Source organism: Emcibacter sp. SYSU 3D8 (assembly GCF_039655875.1).
Classification (GTDB): domain Bacteria; phylum Pseudomonadota; class Alphaproteobacteria; order SMXS01; family SMXS01; genus RI-34.
Window position 1 is genome coordinate 657,832 of record NZ_JBBYXK010000001.1, and the last position, 18,294, is coordinate 676,125.

Annotated in this window: 12 protein-coding genes; 4 read left to right on the forward strand and 8 right to left on the reverse strand. The window is 66.2% G+C overall.

Translation table 11 applies throughout. From position 1 onward, the window contains the following. Positions 1-51 precede the first annotated feature (51 nt). Complete coding sequence (locus WJU21_RS03230) at positions 52-654, forward strand: TetR/AcrR family transcriptional regulator (protein WP_346321935.1); 603 nt, start codon at positions 52-54, stop codon at positions 652-654. A 36-nt stretch (positions 655-690) separates the two neighbouring features. On the opposite strand, the gene WJU21_RS03235 is transcribed toward WJU21_RS03230, so the two are convergent. The 8 genes from WJU21_RS03235 to WJU21_RS03270 form a co-directional block, all read right to left on the reverse strand. Further along, positions 691-2,430, reverse strand: coding sequence for an amidohydrolase family protein (locus WJU21_RS03235; protein ID WP_346321936.1), 1,740 nt, complete (start codon positions 2,428-2,430; stop codon positions 691-693). Between the two features lie 28 nt (positions 2,431-2,458). Beyond that, positions 2,459-3,685, reverse strand: coding sequence for an aromatic ring-hydroxylating dioxygenase subunit alpha (locus WJU21_RS03240; RefSeq protein ID WP_346321937.1), 1,227 nt, complete (start codon positions 3,683-3,685; stop codon positions 2,459-2,461). Positions 3,686-3,767: 82 nt separating this feature from the next. Continuing rightward, positions 3,768-5,723 (reverse strand): FAD-dependent oxidoreductase, encoded by a 1,956-nt coding sequence (locus WJU21_RS03245; RefSeq protein WP_346321938.1) that lies wholly within the window; start codon positions 5,721-5,723, stop codon positions 3,768-3,770. Beyond that, positions 5,720-6,715 carry an LLM class flavin-dependent oxidoreductase gene (locus tag WJU21_RS03250; protein ID WP_346321939.1) on the reverse strand — a complete coding sequence of 332 codons (996 nt, stop codon included), beginning with the start codon at positions 6,713-6,715 and terminating at the stop codon, positions 5,720-5,722. Before WJU21_RS03250 ends, WJU21_RS03245 begins: the two co-directional genes overlap by 4 nt. Positions 6,716-6,831: 116 nt before the next feature. Beyond that, entirely contained in the window at positions 6,832-7,575 is a 744-nt protein-coding gene (locus WJU21_RS03255; protein WP_346321940.1) for an SDR family oxidoreductase, read from the reverse strand. After that, the gene (locus WJU21_RS03260) at positions 7,572-8,897 is read right to left on the reverse strand and encodes an FAD-binding oxidoreductase (protein ID WP_346321941.1); all 1,326 of its coding nucleotides are present in this window, start codon (positions 8,895-8,897) and stop codon (positions 7,572-7,574) included. The genes WJU21_RS03255 and WJU21_RS03260 overlap by 4 nt, the downstream gene beginning before the upstream one ends. 88 nt (positions 8,898-8,985) lie before the next feature. Further along, complete coding sequence (gene pepN, locus WJU21_RS03265; RefSeq protein WP_346321942.1) at positions 8,986-11,625, reverse strand: aminopeptidase N; 2,640 nt, start codon at positions 11,623-11,625, stop codon at positions 8,986-8,988. 142 nt (positions 11,626-11,767) lie between these two features. After that, positions 11,768-13,867 (reverse strand): 3-hydroxyacyl-CoA dehydrogenase NAD-binding domain-containing protein, encoded by a 2,100-nt coding sequence (locus WJU21_RS03270; RefSeq protein ID WP_346321943.1) that lies wholly within the window; start codon positions 13,865-13,867, stop codon positions 11,768-11,770. Between the two features lie 141 nt (positions 13,868-14,008). Here WJU21_RS03270 and WJU21_RS03275 point away from each other — a divergent pair, with 141 nt between their 5' ends. The 3 genes from WJU21_RS03275 to purU are packed head-to-tail and all read left to right on the forward strand — an operon-like array spanning position 14,009 to position 18,288. Further along, positions 14,009-16,816 (forward strand): 2Fe-2S iron-sulfur cluster-binding protein, encoded by a 2,808-nt coding sequence (locus tag WJU21_RS03275; RefSeq protein ID WP_346321944.1) that lies wholly within the window; start codon positions 14,009-14,011, stop codon positions 16,814-16,816. Then, positions 16,809-17,387, forward strand: a complete 579-nt coding sequence (locus tag WJU21_RS03280) for a sarcosine oxidase subunit gamma family protein (protein WP_346321945.1) — start codon at positions 16,809-16,811, stop codon at positions 17,385-17,387. The genes WJU21_RS03275 and WJU21_RS03280 overlap by 8 nt, the downstream gene beginning before the upstream one ends. A gap of 31 nt (positions 17,388-17,418) precedes the next feature. After that, positions 17,419-18,288, forward strand: a complete 870-nt coding sequence (purU, locus tag WJU21_RS03285; RefSeq protein ID WP_346321946.1) for a formyltetrahydrofolate deformylase — start codon at positions 17,419-17,421, stop codon at positions 18,286-18,288. Positions 18,289-18,294 lie beyond the last annotated feature (6 nt).

Genomic DNA, 18,294 nt, shown 5'->3' on the forward strand with positions numbered 1-18,294 from the left:
AACGCCCAGCATTTCTTGACAACTTATAAACATGTTTGAAAAATTGACGCCATGACCAGACAAGCCGCAGCCGTCAAAGCCGACCCCAAGGAAGAGATCATCGCCGCCGCGGACGAAATTCTCGCCAAGGCCGGCGCATCTGCCGCCACCGTGCGCGCCATCACCGCACTGGCCGGCGTCAACACCGCGTCCATCAACTATCATTTCGGCTCGCGCGACGGGCTGTTCGTGGTGGTCTGCGGCAGGCGCATGCAGCCGGCGAACCAGGAAATCCTGCAAACCCTTCAGGCTCTGGACGAGCGCGGTGCGCCGCCGGACGTAGCCGAGATTTTTCGCCCGCTCGTCGACACCGCATTCCACATCTGGGTCAACGACAGCGTACTAAAGGCACTGCGCAGCCTGCTGTTCACCAGCCCGGAAACCGCCGACCGGCTGAACGTCACGGCCATGTCCGAGGTCTACGACCGCATGCGCGCGGCACTGATGCGCGCCTGCCCGCACCTCAACGCCCAGCAGGTCCGGCAGCGCTTCGCATTCTCGATCGGCGCGATCATGAATCAGGTCTACAGCCGCGACGCCCATCTGCAAGGCATCTACAGCGACAGCTCGCCCGACGAACTGGTCGACTTCATCGCCGCCGGCTTCAGAGGCTGATCCGGCCGGCACTGCGGCCGGCCGGATTCATCCCAACTACTCCTGGTTGCTGAGCAGCACCTCGCCCGGCGTGGCGCCGGTGCAGTCCAGGCCTTCGAAGGTGACCTGGCCGTTGACGATGGTGAAGTTGAGGCCCTCGGCCCGCTGCGCGCGGCGCCAGCCGCCGGCCGGCTGGTCGTAGAGCTTCTCCATCTTGTCCCAGGACGGCGTGCGGCGGATGGTGTCCGGATCGTAGACCACCACGTCTGCCGGCGCGCCCTCGCGCAGGATGCCGCGGTCGGGCAGGCCCAACACATGCGCCGGCAGGCGGCTGAGGCCGTAATGGGCCTGCTCGGCGGTCATCAGGCCCTGTTCCCGCACCATCCATTCCAGCAGGTCGGTGGGATAGGCGCCCTGGACCACGAAGTGGCAGTGGGCGCCGCCGTCGGAGATGCCGGGCACCACATAGGGATTGGCCAGCACCTTGGCGGTGGTCTCGGCGCAGGTGTCGTAGGCGTTGCCGACGAACTCGGCCTTGAACTCGGACTCCAGGGAGATATCGAGGATCACGTCGGCGATGTGCCGGCCCTCGGTGGCGGCGATTTCCGCCACGCCCCGGTCCACATATTTGTCGAGATGGGCGTAGCCGGCAGAACCGTGGACACGCAGCTCCTGCGCGATACCGGACGTGCCCAGGCCGCCGACCAGGCGCTTGTCGATGTCCTCGCGCAGGCCCTTGCGGATATTCTCGTCCTTCATCATGGCGACGCGCTGCTCATACGGGCCGTTCATCACCCCGTGCCAGTGCGGCGCGTTGTCCCACAGGCTCCAGTCCTCGAAGGTCAGCAGGGTGGGCGAGCGCACGGTAAAGCCCATGCCGTAGACCTGCAGCCCTTTCTCGTGGGACTCGTTCAGCCAGTCGATGAACGCCTCGTGGCGCGCCGGATCCCGGTCGTTGGCCAGCAGGATATTGCGCACGATGGGGCGCTGTGACGCCTCGGCCAGCGAGGTCATGAAGTCCTCGACGGTGTCGTGGTCCGACGGCGCGCCGTCGAACATCTCGATGAAGCCCTCGCCGCGCTTGGCCAGTTCGCGGCCGAACTCGATCAGCTCGTAGTCGGGGATCACGTCGGTCGGCATGGGCGTGCCATCCCAGTCGGGCTGCACCGAGGGCACGCCGCAGCGCTGGTAGGAGAAGCCGCAGGCGCCATGATCCATCGCCTCGTTCATCAGCGCGAACATCTGCTGCTTTTCAGCCGTGGTCGGCCGGCGGCTCTTGGCCTCCTCGACACTGCCCATCACATAGGCATAGAGCGGGTTGAGCGGCACCAGGGTCTGGCAGTTGACGCCCTTGGGGATGCGCTTCAGGTGATCGATCCATTGCGGCATGGTTTCCCAGCCATATTTGTCCCACTCCATGCCTTCCTTCATGGTGTCGAACGAGATGGCCTCGTTGCGGGTCATCATCATCATCGCCCGGTCGCGCATATGCGGCGGGATCGGTGCGAAGCCGAAGCCGCAATTGCCCAGCAGCACCGAGGTGACGCCGTGCCAGCCCGAGATGGTGCAATAGGGATCCCACAGGATCTGCGCATCGTAATGGGTGTGGATGTCGATATAGCCGGGCGCGACGATGTTGCCGCCAGCGTCGATCACCCGGTCGGCGGTCGCCGTCCTGCGGATGCCGCCGATCTTGGCGACCTTGCCGTTCTTGATGCCGACGTCGGCGCGGAATCGCGGAATGGTGGTGCCGTCGATGACGGTGCCGCCACGGATCAGGATATCGTAATCGGACATGGTTCGGTCTCCCCGGTGGAATGGTGGTTCAGACGGCGCATGCCGTCTCGACGATCCTGTCGGCCAGCAGCGGCGCGACCCTGAGGTGTTCAGGAACGAGGTCGCCCAGCAAATGGTCGACATGCTGTTCCAGATAGTAGATGCGCTTCTCGTGATAGGAGCATTTCGGCCCGGCGAAGCTGGGCGACAGCAGCGAGTGCTGGATGTGCTCCATGTTCCAGGTGTCCTCGTCGAGGACCACGTCGAAATATCTGGCACGCTCGCAATGGTCCGCGGGCGGCTCGCCGTCGCCCCAGTCCTGTTCGACCACCCAGGTGACGATCTCGGTGTGGTTATGATCCAGCGGCCAGAACTCCATCAGGATGTAGCCGGTCTGGCTGGCCGGCGTGAGCAGATTGGGAAAGATGTGATAGGATACGTTGGCCTCGCCGCGCAGCGCCCGGCCCTCGTCCCAGTCATCCGGAATCGCTTCCGGCGGTTCCTTGTAGTAGCTGGGCGTATTGGGGACGATCATCCGCGAATGGCCATGCGGAAAGAATGTCGACACCGTCCCCCGATAGTCGATGGTGCCCGACACGGTTTCCGGATGGATCGTGGTGATGTGATAGACCTCGATGAACGCCTCGATGGCGATCTTCCAGTTGCAGGCCATCACCCGCGCGCGGCGGTTCGACGGGCGCAGCTTCGCCGCCCATTCGAAATCCGAGGCGACAGGCCCCAGATAGGTGGCCAGATCGGGCCCGTCCGGCGACAGGTTGACGAAGATGTGTTCGCCCCACATCTCGCAGCGCACCGGCTTCAGATTGTGCTTGCTGCGGTCCATATCGGGCGCGAAGTCCCACGGTCCGGGAATCCCCACCAACTTGCCCTCAAGGTCATAGGTCCAGCTGTGGAACTGGCATTTCAACCGGCTGCCGGCATGGCCGCAGGGCTCGCGCGTGATCGTGGCGCCGCGGTGCTGGCAGGTGTTGTAGAACGCCCGCACCTTCATGTCCTTGCCGCGGATGATCAGAACCGGCGCGCGCCTGAAGTTGTCGAACGACTTGAAATCGCCGGCATCGGGGATTTCCCAGCCAGAGCCTGCATAGAGCCAGGCCTTGTCGAAGATTTCCCGCTTCTCGAGGGCGTGGAACGCCGGGTCGGTGTAGCGGCCGGCCGGGATCGGCGGCAGGTCGGGAAAACCGTCGGGCGGCGCGTTGCGCGAGCGCTCGATCTCGATGTGGTCGCGCAGGAGTTCGGTGGTTTTCATATCCATCGGCTTATCCATCCGGCAATCGGGCCGTGCTGACTTCGGTTGAGCGAGGGACGAGACATCTTCATTGGTTCGATCATCCGCATCAGATCGTCGCGGCCAGCTCATAGGCCTGGCGCGTGGCGAACCAGATGCGGCGCGGCGCGTAGGCATCGCCCAGAATATGTAGGTCTTTCACCGTCCCGCGCAGGGCGTCGTAGAGGCCGCTTTCGGCGACGCCGCCGCAGGCAAGCACCACATTGTCGAAGTCGACCACTTCGCTCTCTGCGCCCGAATAAACGTTGCGGGTATGCAGCCTTCCCTGCTCGATGGCGACGACCCGCTCCATGACCCTGACCCGCGCGCCGCGGGCGCTGATCTTGGCGAGCGGTGCGCCGATCGAATACTTGCCGACCAACGGCGCGATCGCCGGCGTCTGGTAGATCAGTTGGACCTGCTTGCCCCGGTCGACCAGGAAGCTGGCGACGACCAGCGGCTGCATGTGGTCCTCGGCGGCGATGACGGCCACACGCTCTCCGACCGTCACGGCGCCCGTCATCACATCGCGGCCGTCGACCACGAATGGCAGGTGGGCACCGGCGACGTCTGGCCGGCGGGCGGTGGCCCCCGTCGCCAATGCGACGGTGTCGGCACCGAACGCCGCGACGTTTTCCACCGTGGCGTCCTTGCCAACCACCACCTCGACGCCGAGGCGGTCGAGACGGCGCCGCTGGAAGTCGAGGAAATCGATAAACGCCCGGTTCTCGGGCACCGCCCCGGCAATGCGCATTTGGCCGCCCAGCGCCGCGCCGCGTTCCCAGAGGGTGACCGCATGGCCCAGCTCGGCCAGCAGCGCGGCCAGTTCCAGCCCGGCCGGACCGCCGCCCACCACCAGCACCCGCTTCTTCACCGCCGCCTCGCCCAGCACCGGCTCGGTCTCGCGGCCGGTGCGCGGGTTGACGGCGCAGCCGAACGGCATCCCCTCGACGCTGCGCGCGTGCAGGCAATCATTGCAGCCGATGCAAGGACGGATTTCGTCGACTTTTCCCGCCTTCGCCTTCGAGACGATGTTCGGTTCGGCGAAATTGGCGCGCGCCATGCCGACCACGTCGGCCTGGCCGTTGGCGATGATTTCGGCGCCGGCCTCGATGGTGGTGACGCGGCCCGTATAGACGAAGGGCAGCTTCAGCGCCGCCTTGAAGCGTCCGGCCATTCCCGACCACTGCGCGATGCCGTAATTATGCGGCTGCAGGTAGCTGGGCGCGCCCCAGCTGTTGCCGATGACGCCGTGGATGTAATCGACATGCCCGGTGGCCTCGAGCGCCTGGGCGATGGCAAGGCCGCCGTCGGCGTCATAGCCGCCCTCGAACAGCTCGTCCATGTTGAGCCGGACGCCGATGGTGAAGTCGCTGCCCACCTCGGCCCGGATCGCCGAGAGGATATCGCGGATGAAGCGCATCCGGCGCTCGAAGTCGCCGCCGTATTCGTCGTCGCGAAGGTTCGTCGCGGGAGAGAAAAACAACTCCAGCAGGTCCTCGTGATTGGCGTGCAGCTCGACGCCGTCCAGGCCGGCTTCCTTCGCCTGCCGCGCCGAGAAGGCGTATTCGTCGACGAACCAGCGGATTTCGTCTGCCCTCAGCGCATGGGACACCTGATTGTTGGTGTAGTTGGCGATCCGCCCCGACGGGCTGTGCGGCATGCCGCCCTGCATCACCAGCTGGCTGGTGGCGCAGGCGCCGGCCTCATGGATGGCGTCGCAATACATCCCTGCCCGCTCCTTGAAGAACGGTGCGCGGAACACGCCGTGCCGCACCGCGCCCAGGCCGGTGGGGACGAAACCGGGCACCAGCAGCGAGTTGTCGACGAAACCGGTGATTCCGTCGATCCATCCGGCGCCGTCCCGGGCGCGGGACGCCCAGTACCCGACGTTCACCCTGGCATCGTCCAGGCTGCCCCAGAGATTGCCGACGGCCGCGCCGTGGGGCGGCAGCATGATGCGGTTGCGCAGAGCCATCGTCCCGACCTGGAGCGGCTGGAACAGCGCGTCCATGCCGCGGGTCATGCCCGCACCGCTTCCGGCTGAGCGGCGATCGCCGGCAGCACCTTGTTCTTCACCAGCTCGAGGCTCTCCCATTGCAGGTCGGGATCGAAGCCGCCCGACATGCACTGGAGCATCACGAATCCGTCAGGGCCGAGGGCACGCGCGCGGCGGACGGCCTCATCTGGGGTCACCACCGGATAACGGCTGGTGGCCCTCAGCGCGTCATTGTCCTGCTGGACGATATAGCCGTTCCACGCGTTCCACGCCTCGTACCAGCCGCCGTACTCATTGTTCTCGAGCATGGCGTGCGGCGCGAACCGCGCCCAGAACGCGTCGGGATCCTCGGCGACCCAGAACATGTCGCTGGGCGGCAGACGCGGCGGAATCGGCTTGCCCAGCTTCGCCAACTCCTCCTCATAGACCTCCCACAGGGACGAATGCGCGGGCTGGAACTGGTCGGCATGCCGCGCCGCGCGCCGGGCGGCGGCCTTCGAGGCGCCGCCCATCCAGATCGGCACGAACGGCTTCTGCACCGGCAGGGTGGTGACGCGGAATTTGGGACCACCGCGCCAGGACACCTCCTCGCCCGCCCAAGCGGCGCGCAGGAAAGGCGGCAGGTCCTCCATGAAGTCCTTACGGGCCGCGAGTGAGGTGCCGATGGCCTCGAACTCGTCGCCCACATAGCCGCCGCTGAACACCGGCTCCAGCCGCCCGCCCGAGATGATGTCAAGCGTCGCCAGGTCCTCGGCGAGGCGCAGCGGATTATGGAGCGGCGCTACCAGTGACGAGATTCGGATGCGCGCCCGGCTGGTCCGTGCCGCAATGGCGCCGCCCAGCACGATCGGCGACGGCATGTAGCCGCTGGGCGCGATGTGATGCTCGGAGATCATAATGGTGGTGAACCCGAGCCTGTCGGCCCAGACGCATTGCTCAATGCAGGCCTTGTAGAGCGCCTGATGGCTGGCGCCGTCCGGATGACGGCGCAAATCGAATCTGAGGCCGAAATTGGTCACGTAACTTCCTCCCCGAAGCTGTGATCGCTGTTCACATCATCGCTATTTCAAACATGTTTGAATTTGGAGTCAAGCGGATTCCACGGGCGGCGCACAGGCCGCCGGCGCGCCCTTGGCTAAAGCTTCAGTTTCTTGAAGAGGAACTCGGGAATGTGGCCGATGATCAGCATGATCAGGCGCCAGACCGGCAAAACGTAAATCACGTTCCGCCTGCTCTTCTCGGCCGCCCGATAGACCGCGCGGCCGACCTGGCCGGGTTCGGCGGTGATCTGCCCGGGCAGTTTCATGCCTTCCGTCATGGCGGTACGGACGAAGCCGGGCTTGACGGTCATTACATGGACGCCCTGCCCCGCGAACCGGTTGCGCAGGCCGGAGAGAAACGCGGTCAATCCGGCCTTGGCCGATCCGTAGACATAATTGGAGCCTCGCCCCCTGTCGCCGGCGACGGAACTGACGCCGACAATGGTGCCCCGCCCCCGCGCCGCCATCCGCCGGGCGATCTCGCCCAGCAACAGCGCCGGTCCCTCGAAATTGGCCCGCAGGATTGCCGCCGCATGGTCGGGATCGGCTTCCGCACGCGCCTGGTCGCCCAGCACGCCGATCACGCACACCGCCGTGTCGGGCAGCATACCGAGGCCATCGAGAAAACGGGCATGGAACTCGAGCGACAGCGCGTCGAACGCCACCGCCACCGCCTCGCCCCGGTAACGCAGCCGAAGGTCATTGGCATTGCGTTCGGCGCGGTCCGCGTCGCGCGCCGCCAGCAGCACCGTCCAGCCCTGCTCTGCGTAGCGCCGTGCGATGGCGAAGCCGATATCGGACGTGCCGCCCAGCACGAGGACCGTGCGCTGGCCGCTCAAAGCCCGAGTCTTTCCGATTGCAGCGACCGGAACCTGGCCGATGCGCCTGCCTCGGCGCGAAACGCGCGGAATGCATCGGCCTCGCCATAGCCCGCATCGAAGATCCCGCGATCCTGCCGGGCATCTTTCGCCAGGTAGAGCCGGCCGCCACTGGCGACCACGATACGGTCCAGCGCGGCGGCCAGCCGCAACGTGTCGTCGCTCACGGGGAAGTCGATAGCCAATGTAAACCCTTCCATGGGAAAGCCGATCATGCCCGCGTCGCCGGGCCCCAGCAATTTGAGAACAGTGAGGAACGAAGGATTTCCCTCGCGGGCGATCAGGGCCAGCATCTCGCCCAGCGCCGCTGAGCTGCCGGCGCGGGGAATGACGCACTGATGCTGGATGAAGCCTCTGCTGCCATAGATCCGGTTCCAGTGCGCGACGCCGTCGAGCGGAAAGAAGTACGGCAGATATCCGACGACCCGCATCCCTTCCCGGCGCGCATTCATCCGGTAGTAAAGCTCGTTGAAAGCGGAAGCCGACAACCGGTTCAGGGTGAAGGCAGGCAAGTGGAACGGGACGGCAAGGCGCGGCGGGGTGCCGGTCCGCAGCGGCGCCCGCGCCTGGTCGTCATCCAGATCGGCACGCAGCGCGTGTTCACCCCGGAACACCAGGGCACGGCCCAGGCCGCCCTTCCCCAACCCGTCGATCCACGCGACGCTGTAGGTCCGGTTGCGGGACTCCTCCAGCAGTCGCATGGCGGCGGCGAGGTCGGGCGCGGACAGTGTTTCCTGGCGGATGAAGGCGGTTTCCACCGGGATCAGGCGGAAGGTGACGTCGGTGACGATGCCGGTCAGGCCCATCCCGCCGATGGTGGCGCGAAACAATTGCGCGTTCTCGCCGCGGCTACAGCGCACCACATCGCCCTGCGCCGTAACGAGCGTCAGCGCCGAGACATGCGCGCCGAAGGCGCCGGCCACGTGATGGTTCTTGCCATGGACGTTGGAGGCGACCATGCCGCCGATGGTTACATACCGGGTGCCGGGCACGACCGGCGGGAACAGGCCGCGCGGCAGCACGGCGTCGATGACGTCCGACAGCATGACCCCCGCCTCGACGGTCAAGTCCCGGCTGGCCTCGTCATACGCCAGGAAGCGGTCCAGCCCGCGCAATCCGAGCGTACGGCCGGCCCCCAGCGCCGCATCGCCATAGGATCTGCCTGCACCATGCGCCAGTACCGGACCGCCGCCCAGCACCGCACGGCGCACGGCGGCGGGATCCCGCAGCGTTTCCAGTTCCCCCTGCCTGCGGGGAAAATTCCCCCATCCCGCGAAGCTCATCAGTTACTCAGCCCGGCGATAACGCACCCCATTGTCGATCCGTCCAGCCTACTCTCACGAGGCCTCGCAGACTTGGATGTTTTGCGCCCTACGCCCCCGCCACGCTCTTCGAGGCGATTTCGTAGACGTCCTTCGACAGGCCGGGCTGGCGCAGGATCCGCTCCAGTTCCGCGCGCATCAGGGCACGGCGCTTGTCGTCGAAGCGCCGCCACTGGTTGAAGCCGCCGGTCATGCGTGCGGCGATGCCGGGATTGATCTTGTTCAGCTCCAGCACCACGTCGGCCAGCAGCCGATAGCCCTCGCCGTCCGCGTCGTGGAAGCGGGGCTGGTTGGACTGGGTGAAGGCGCCGACCAGCGAGCGCACCCGGTTGGGATTGCGCATCGAGAAGGCTTCGTGGCCCATCAGCGCCTTCACCCGCTCCAGCGTGTCCGGCAGGTCGGACAGGGCCTGGACCGACATCCATTTGTCGATCACCAGCGGATTGGCTGCCCATTTCGCGTAGAACGCGTCGATCGCCTCCTGGCGGGCGGGCGTGTCGGTGCTGGCCAGCGCGGTCAGCGCCGCCAGCGAATCCGTCATGTTGTCCGCGCGGAAGAACTCGTCGCGGCACAACGCCACGATCTCGGGCGCCGGATCAGCCATCAGGTAGGACAGCGCCACGTTCTTCAGGCTGCGGCGGCCCACCGCGGCGGTCTCGAACACATAGGCGCCGCGGTCGTTGAGCCGGTCGAAGATGCCCCGGAAATCGTCGCGCAGCCGCCGCGACAATTCGCCGCGCACGAAGCAGTGCACGCGCTCGATGGCCTCCACGTCGACTTCCGCCATCTGCTGCGCCAGATAGGCCTGGCTGGGCAGCATGACGGTGAGCGCGACCAGCGCCGGGTCCAGGTCGGTGCTGGTCAGCACGCTCTCGAACGCGGCGGAGAATTTGGGGTCGAGCACCAGCATCTCGCCGCGCCGCACGGCAGCGATCAACTCCAGCATCAGGCCGGTGGCGAGCGTCTGCCCGGCTTCCCAGCGCGCGAAGGCGTCCGGATCGCTGCGCAGCAGGAACGCGAGATCGTCGCGGCTGTAGCCGGCATCCATGGTCACCGGCGCCGAAAAACCGCGCAGGAGGGACGGCACCGGGCGCTCGGCGACGCCGGTGAAGGTAAAGCGCTGCTCGGGCTCGCGGACATCGAGCACGCGGCTGAGCGGTCCGTCCGTGTTCTCGCCATCGAGCGTCAGCGGCAATGGCTGCCCGCCCTGGCCCAACAGCCCCATGGCCAGCGGGATGTGCAGCGGCAGCTTGACCGGCTGGCCCGGCGTCGGCCCCGTCGACTGCTTGACATCGAGGGTGTAGGTCTGCGCGCCGGCGTCCCAGGCGCCGCGCACTTCCAGATGCGGCGTGCCGGCCTGGCCGTACCAGCGCTTGAACTGGGTCAGATCCACGCCCGAGGCGTCCTGCATGGCGGCGGCGAAACCCTCCACCGTGGCGGCGGTGCCGTCGTGCCGCGCCACATAAAGGTCCATGCCCTTGCGGAAATTGTCCCTGCCGATGATGGTCTGCATCATGCGGATCACCTCGGCCCCCTTCTCGTACACGGTCGAGGTGTAGAAGTTGTTGATCTCGATATAGGATTCAGGGCGGACGGGATGCGCCTGCGGGCCGGCGTCCTCGGGGAACTGGCGGGCGCGCAGCGACTTCACGTCGCCGATCCGCTGCTCGGCGGCCGACTGGGTGTCGGCCGAGAACTGCTGGTCGCGGAATACGGTCAGCCCTTCCTTCAGGCTGAGCTGGAACCAGTCGCGGCAGGTGATGCGGTTGCCGGTCCAGTTGTGAAAATATTCGTGGGCGATGACGCTCTCGATGGCGTTGAAGTTGGCGTCGGTCGCGGTTTCCGGCGTCGCCAGCACATAGGCGCTGTTGAACACGTTGAGACTCTTGTTCTCCATGGCGCCGGCATTGAAGTCCCGCACCGCGACGATGTTGTAGATATCGAGATCGTATTCGAGGCCATAGGTATCCTCGTCCCACTTCATCGCCTTTTTCAGCGACTCCATGGCGTGCGCGCACTTGTCGGCGTCTTCGGCCACCGTATAGATGCGCAAGGTGACGTCGCGGCCCGAGGAGGTGATGAAATGATCCTCGATATGCGCCAGGTCGCCCGCCACCAGCGCGAACAGGTAGCAGGGCTTCAGGAACGGATCTTCCCACACCGCCAGGTGCCGCCCGCCGTCCAGGTCGCGTTCCTCGATCAGGTTACCGTTCGACAGCAGCACCGGGTACTTCGCCTTGTCGGCGGTGATGGTGGTGGTGTAGCGCGACAGCACGTCGGGCCGGTCGAGGAAATAGGTGATGCGGCGGAAACCCTGCGCCTCGCACTGGCTGCAGAAATTGCCGCTCGACTTGTAGAGGCCGGAAAGCTGGGTATTGTCCTGCGGCCTGATGCGGGTGACGATCTCGACTTCGGCCCGGTCGCCGATCACCGGCACGATCAGCGAGTGCGGCGTGACCGTGTAGTCCTCGTGCGACAGCTTGCGCCCGTCGACCTTCAGCGACACCAGTTCCAGTTCATCGCCATCGAGTTCCAGCGGCTCGCCCGGACGTTCGCGGACCACGTTCAGCACGGAGGTGACGGTGGTGAACGCCTCGCCGAGGTCGAACGTCAGGTCGATGGTCCCGATCGCGAAGGAGGGAGCCCGGTAATCCTGGAGGCGAATGGTCTGCGGGTTGGCCTGGTCCATGAAAATCCTTGATCGAGACGGGAGTGCTGAAGCCCGAGGCGCCGCGTCCTGTCGGCAAGGAACGCGGCGCCCGGATGTGCCGACTTTATGTAGGGTGCCCCTTGATGGGATCAAATGGCCACCCTGAAAGGAACGCCGCCGGTTACATCACGTCCTTCCAGTCGGCGAAGCCCTTGCCGGCGCGGGCCAGCTTTTCCAGCAGCCACGAGTGCTTCCAGCTGCGGTCGCCGTAGAGCTGGCGATACTTCTCGACCGCCGCGTGCACCTTGTCGACGCCGACCGTGTCCGCATAGAACATCGGCCCGCCGCGATAGGACGGGAAGCCATAACCGTTGATCCAGATGATGTCGATGTCGCAGGGACGCAGTGCAATCCCCTCCTCCAGCTCGCGCGCGCCTTCGTTGATGGCGGCATAGATGCAGCGCTCGATGATCTCCTCGTTGGAAATCTCACGCTGTTCGATGCCCCGCTCCCGGGCGGCGGCGGCAATGATCGCCTCGACTTCCGGATCGGGCATTGCCTTGCGGTCGTCGCCGTACTTGTAATAGCCGGCCTTGGTCTTCTGGCCGTGGCGGCCCTTGGCCACCAGGATGTCGGCGATCACCGGGAATTTGGGATCGATCGGGAACATGTCGGGGAACTCGCTGCGGGCCCGGGCGCCCACGTCGAGACCGGCCAGGTCGCCCATCTGCAGCGGTCCCATGGGCATGCCGAAGTCGTAGAGCACGCTGTCGATCTGGTGCGGCGTCGCGCCTTCCCACAGCATCTTGTTCGCCTCGCCGCCGTAGCGGGCGATCATGCGGTTGCCGATGAAGCCGTGGCACACCCCCGCGACCACGCCGATCTTGCCGATGGTCTTGGCCAGCGCCATGCAGGTCGCGAGCACGTCCTTGCCCGTCTTCGCACCGCGCACGACCTCCAGCAGCCGCATGACGTTGGCGGGGCTGAAGAAGTGCAGGCCGATGACATCCTCGGGCCGGCCGGTGACCGACGCGATCTCGTTGAGATCCAGATAGGACGTGTTCGACGCCAGGATGCAGCCGGGCTTGCAGATCGAGTCCAGCTTGCGGAACACCTCCTTCTTGATCTCCATGTTTTCGAAGATCGCCTCGATGACGATGTCGACGCCGGCAATGTCGTCATAGCTCAGGCTGGGCGTGATCAGGCTAAGCCGCGTGTCCACCTGCCCGGCGGTCAGCCGGCCCTTGGCCTGGGTGTTGCGGTAGTTCTGCTCGATGATCTTCATGCCGCGGTCGAGCGCTTCCTGGGTCGCCTCGATCACGGTGACCGGAATGCCCGCATTGGCGAAGTTCATGGCGATGCCGCCGCCCATGGTGCCCGCGCCCAGCACGGCCGCCGTCTCGATCTTGCGCAGCGGCGTGTCCCGGGGCACGTCCGGAATCTTGGCCACCTCGCGCTCGGCGAAGAACATGTAGCGCAGCGCCTTGGATTCGGTGCTCGCCATCAGCTCGGTGATGCCGGCGCGCTCGACCTTCATGCCCTCGTCGAACGGCAGGTTCACCGCCGCCTCGATGGTCTGGACGATCTTCTCGGGTGCCGGGAAGCCGCGCAGCTTGTTCAGGCCCTTGCGGAAATCCGCGAAAAAGTTTTCGGGCAGGCTCGAGGCGTCGATCTGGATGTCGCGGACCTTGCGCAGCGGTGCACCCCGGTCGATCAGCTTGCGGGCGAAATCGAGGGCGCCCTCGCGCAGGTCGCCGTCAACCACGGCGTCGATGATCTCGAGCTTCCTGGCCTCGGGCGCCTTGATCGGGTTGCCGTCGACGATCACCTTCAGCGCCCGCTCCGGACCGATCAGGCGCGGCAGGCGCTGGGTGCCGCCGGCGCCCGGCAACAGGCCCAGCTTGACCTCGGGCAAACCCACCTGGGCGGACGGCACGGCGACGCGGTAATGGGCCGCCAGCGCCGTCTCCAGGCCGCCGCCCAGCGCGGTGCCGTGGATCGCCGCGATGATCGGTTTCGAGGCATTTTCCATGGTTTCCTGCACCGAGCGCAGGTCCGGCCCCTTCGGCGGCTTGCCGAACTCGGTGATGTCGGCGCCGGCGATGAAGGTGCGGCCATCGCAGATCAGGATGATGGCCTTGACCTCGGCATCGGCATCGAGCGCCTTCACGCCGTCGAAAATTCCCTGACGCACCGGCGCCGAAAGGGCATTTACCGGCGGGCTATCGACTGTAATGATGCCGATATCACCCTGCTTCTCCCATCGTGCGGCTACTGACATGACTGTAATCCCTGAGTTGATTCTTTTCTGGCTGGAAAGCTCGCACGACGGGTGGCCACCCGTGAGTCATTCCTGCTAGAACAGGTCGGACGAGCCGCCGACAATGTGCCAGACCACCGGTTTTACAGGCAAGGGGCATAGATGCCTGCATTGATGCGCCGACGTGAAACGGGAGGCAGGATTGATCGTGCTCGTCCGCTCTCGTTCACTTTCAACGGCAGACCATGCACCGGCTTCGCCGGTGATACGCTGGCGTCGGCTCTGCTGGCCAATGACATTGCGATCATCGGCCGCAGCCTCCGCCACAACCGCCCGCGCAGCATCATGGGCGTCGGCTATTCGGATCCCGGCGCCTACCTGAAACTGATCGAGAATGGCGCCAGCCGCACCGTACTCGCCACCCAGGTCGACCTGTATGACGGTCTGGTGGCGGAAAGCCTGTTGCCCTGGCCGCCACCATCGCTGATGGAACGGCTGCGCCGGGACCAGCCCAAGCCGCCGTCGACCGATCCGGTCCACACCCCGATGCGGCCCGATTTCTCGGCCGAGTCCGGCTTTGCCCATTGCGACGTGCTGGTCGTGGGTGGCGGCCCCGCCGGCCTGATGACCGCGCTGACAGCCGGATATGCCGGGGCGCGGGTGATCCTGGCCGACGACGGCGTCACCCTGGGCGGCAGCCTGCAGTGGTGCACGGCGAGCATCGACGGAATGCCGAGCGACGCCTGGCTGGCCGAGGCCGATCAGGCGCTGCGCGGCCTGGATGACGTTCGCATCTTCACCCGCAGCACCGTCACCGGCATCGACGGTCGCGGCCACGTGATCATCCTGCGCGAAATCCCCGACGCCGCGGGCGTCGGCGGCCGCCAGTGGCAGGTCTGGAAAGTCCTGGCCAAGCAGATCGTGCTTGCATCGGGCACCATCGAGCGGCCGTTCGTATTCCCAGACAACGACACGCCCGGCGTGATGCTGACCAGCGCCCTGCTGGGATATTCCCGACAATTCGCCCTGCTGCCCGTCGACGGGCCGATCGCCGTCGTCAGCAACAACGACAGGACGCTCGAGCTGGCTGCGCGGATGTATGACGAGGGGCTGCCGGTCGACACGGTGATCGACGCCCGCCGCGAAATCCGCGCCGAGATGATCGCGGCCATGTGCGACCGGGGCATCAACCTGTTCGGCGGCCATGTCGTGACCAAGATCGCCGGCGATACCCATGTGGACTATCTGGAAGTGAATCATCTGGGCGACGGCCGGGTGGACGGCAACAAGCGGCGGTTCGACTGTCGCTTCGTCGCCGCCTCGGGTGGCTGGAATCCGCGCATCGACCTGCTGCGCCAGGCCGGCGGCAACGTCACCTATGATCCGTCGGTGGCAGCGCTGATACCGTCTGAACTGGGCGCAATCACCCGCACGGTCGGCAGCGTCGGCGGCAATGGCGCGCTGGGCTTCGCGCTGGAATCGGGCCGCGACGCGGGCGCCGCGGCGGCTCGCGATGCGGGCTTCACCGGCGGCGAGGACATCACCGTGCCGGCAACCGATGCACAGCCGGGGCCGACCACCGCCATGGGCCTGTGGCAGGTGCCGCAGTCGGGCCTCAGCAACCGGGCGCGGCAATGGGTGGACTGGCGCCGCGACATGACGACCAGCGACCATACCGCTGCCGGGCGCGGCGCGGACGAGACCTGGCTTGGCGGCGTCGCCGACACGGTTCTGACGCCGCCGAAGCCGGTGGTAAGCTTCGATTTCGTCACCATGAATGTGGACAAGCGGCCCGATCCGCCGCTGCGGCTGATGCCTGCCCATCCGCTCTATGCGGCCCGGGACGCGGCGTTCCGGCGCACGGGCGGGTGGCTCAGCCCGGCCTATTACCCGGTCGAGGGCGTCACGGCCGAAGAGGCGGTGACCCGCGAAATGCATGCCGCGCGCAATGCCGCGGGGCTCATCGACCTGTCGCTGCTTGGCAAGATCGAGGTGGCCGGCGAGGATTCGCCCGAATTCCTCGAATATCTGTTCTGCACCAGAATGGCCGACCTGCCCGTCGGCACCGCGCGCTACGGCAGAATGCTCGACGACGGCGGTACGGTGGTCGATCACGGCGTCGTGGTCCGCACGGACTACGACCGGTTCCTGGTCCATACCTCGGCCGGCAATGACGGGCCGGTATGCGACTGGTTCGAGAGCTGGCTGACGAGCGACCTGAAAGGGCTGTCGGTGGTGGTCTCGCCGCTGACCTCGGCCTGGGCGACACTGGTTCTGGCCGGCCCCCGGGCGCGCCAGGTGCTGCTTGAGCTGGACCGTGACATCGACGTCTCCACGGCGGCCTTCCCGTATCTTGCCCTGCGCGAGGGCAAGCTGGCGGGCGCGCCGGTCCGCATCGTGCGTACCGGCAATATCGGCGAGGTGTCTTTCGAGATCAGCGTACCGGCCAATTACGGCCGCGCGCTGTGGGAGACCCTGGTGATGACCGGGGCGCGCTATGGCCTGCGGCCGGTGGGCGAGCTGGCCATGCACCGGCTGGCCGCCGAGAAGGGCCGCATCGACATTCCGGGCGTGGCGGCGCGCAGCCTGACGCCCTTCGATCTGGATCCCGGCGGCAAGTACCGTCTGAAAGACCAGGATTTCGTCGGCAAGAGCGCCCTGGCGCGGGCGCGCAGCGGACCGCAGGACCGGGCCCAGCTGGTTGCGCTGCGCAGCGAGGATGCGGCGATCGTGCTGCCGCAGTCGGGCGCCATCGTGCCGCTCGACGGCAGCACCGATCACCGGCAGGGCCGCATCATCGTGAGTTTCGACAGCGATGCGGTCGGACAGCCGGTGACCCTGGCGCTGGTGGTCAACGGCCACCAGCGGCTGGGCGACACGGTCCGCGTGTCGTCACGCACCGGCAGCGCACCCGCGCGTATCGTCAAGCCGCCGGTTTTCGACCCCAGCGGGAGACGCCGCTTTGCCTGACATTGTCGCCGGCTCCCCATTGCGCGACGAAGCCAAGGACAACGTCGCCGCACGCATTCAGCGCAACGGCCTGCTGGTGCGCGAGAATCCGTCACGCCACAAATTGCTGGTGGTCACCAACGGGTCGCCCGAGGTCGCTCGCGGCATCGCCACCGCCCTTGGCGTACCGCTTCCCGAGGCCGCCGACGCCGTGACCGGCGACGATCCGTGCTGTTACCGGATCGCCCCCAACCGCTGGCTGGTCTGCTACGAGAAAGGCTACGGGCTGGGCGAGCGGCTGATCCGCACGTCGGCCGGCATGGCCGCTGCGGTCAACGACGTCTCCGACGGATACGTATCCATCCAGCTGTCGGGCAAGTTGGCCTACGACCTGCTGGTCAGGGGTTGCGAGCAGGACCTGCACCGGCGCGCTTTCGGACAGGGCCGCTTCGCCGCCACCCAGATCGCGGCCATCGACGTGCTGATTCATGCGGCAGGCGAACAGGGCACCTACGAGCTGATCGTCGATCGCTCGCTTGCGATGGACCTCTGGATGTGGCTAAAGGACAGGGCCGCCGAACTGAGCGCCTAGACGAGCCCCAACAGATTCCAACGAGAACATGATGAACGGCCTAGAAGACAGCTTTGTGCTGACGCTGACCTGCCCCGACCGCACCGGTATCGTTGCTGCCGTCACCGGCTTCCTGGCCGAGCGCGACGGCTTCCTCACCGAGTTGTCGCATTATGCCGACCCGGTGTCGAAGCGCTCGTTCCTGCGCACCGTGTTCCATGCGGGCAGTCCCCGGCTTCCCAAGCGGGAAAAGCTGCAGCAGGAATTCCTCGCGGTCTCGGACCGCTTCTCCATGGATTTCCGGATCGTCCCCGCCGCGCAGAAATGCCGGGTGATGGTGCTGGTCAGCAAGTTCGGCCACTGCCTGAACAATCTGCTGCACGACTGGCGCAATGGCAGCCTGCCCATCGATATCTGCGCCGTGGTCTCGAACCACGAAGACATGCGGTCTCTGGTCGAGTGGCACGGCATCCCCTACCAGTACCTGCCGGTGAACCCGGATTCCAAGGCGCGGCAGGAGGAACGGATTCGCGAACTGGTCGGCTCGCTGGAGATCGACCTGGTCGTGCTTGCCCGCTACATGCAGATCCTGTCCGACGATATGTGCCGGGCGCTGCAATGGAAGGCGATCAACATCCACCACTCGTTCCTGCCCAGCTTCAAGGGCGCCAGGCCCTATCACCAGGCCCATGCCCGCGGCGTCAAGATCATCGGCGCCACCGCCCATTACGTGACCCCTGCCCTCGACGAAGGTCCGATCATCGAGCAATCGGTCGAGCGCATCGACCACGTCCAGACACCCGAGGACATGGTCCGCATCGGCCGCGACATCGAAAGCGTGGTGCTGAACCGGGCCGTCCGCTGGCACGCCGAGCACCGCATCCTCGACAACGGCAGCAAGACGGTGGTGTTCAAGTCCTGAGCGGGA

Coding starts and splice junctions, on each gene's coding strand:
- WJU21_RS03230 (WP_346321935.1), top strand. CDS start 52: ATGACCAGACAAGCCGCAGCCGTCAAAGCCGACCCCAAGGAAGAGATC.
- WJU21_RS03235 (WP_346321936.1), bottom strand. CDS start 2,430: ATGTCCGATTACGATATCCTGATCCGTGGCGGCACCGTCATCGACGGC.
- WJU21_RS03240 (WP_346321937.1), bottom strand. CDS start 3,685: ATGGATATGAAAACCACCGAACTCCTGCGCGACCACATCGAGATCGAG.
- WJU21_RS03245 (WP_346321938.1), bottom strand. CDS start 5,723: ATGACCCGCGGCATGGACGCGCTGTTCCAGCCGCTCCAGGTCGGGACG.
- WJU21_RS03260 (WP_346321941.1), bottom strand. CDS start 8,897: ATGAGCTTCGCGGGATGGGGGAATTTTCCCCGCAGGCAGGGGGAACTG.
- pepN (WP_346321942.1), bottom strand. CDS start 11,625: ATGGACCAGGCCAACCCGCAGACCATTCGCCTCCAGGATTACCGGGCT.
- WJU21_RS03270 (WP_346321943.1), bottom strand. CDS start 13,867: ATGTCAGTAGCCGCACGATGGGAGAAGCAGGGTGATATCGGCATCATT.
- WJU21_RS03275 (WP_346321944.1), top strand. CDS start 14,009: ATGCCTGCATTGATGCGCCGACGTGAAACGGGAGGCAGGATTGATCGT.
- purU (WP_346321946.1), top strand. CDS start 17,419: ATGAACGGCCTAGAAGACAGCTTTGTGCTGACGCTGACCTGCCCCGAC.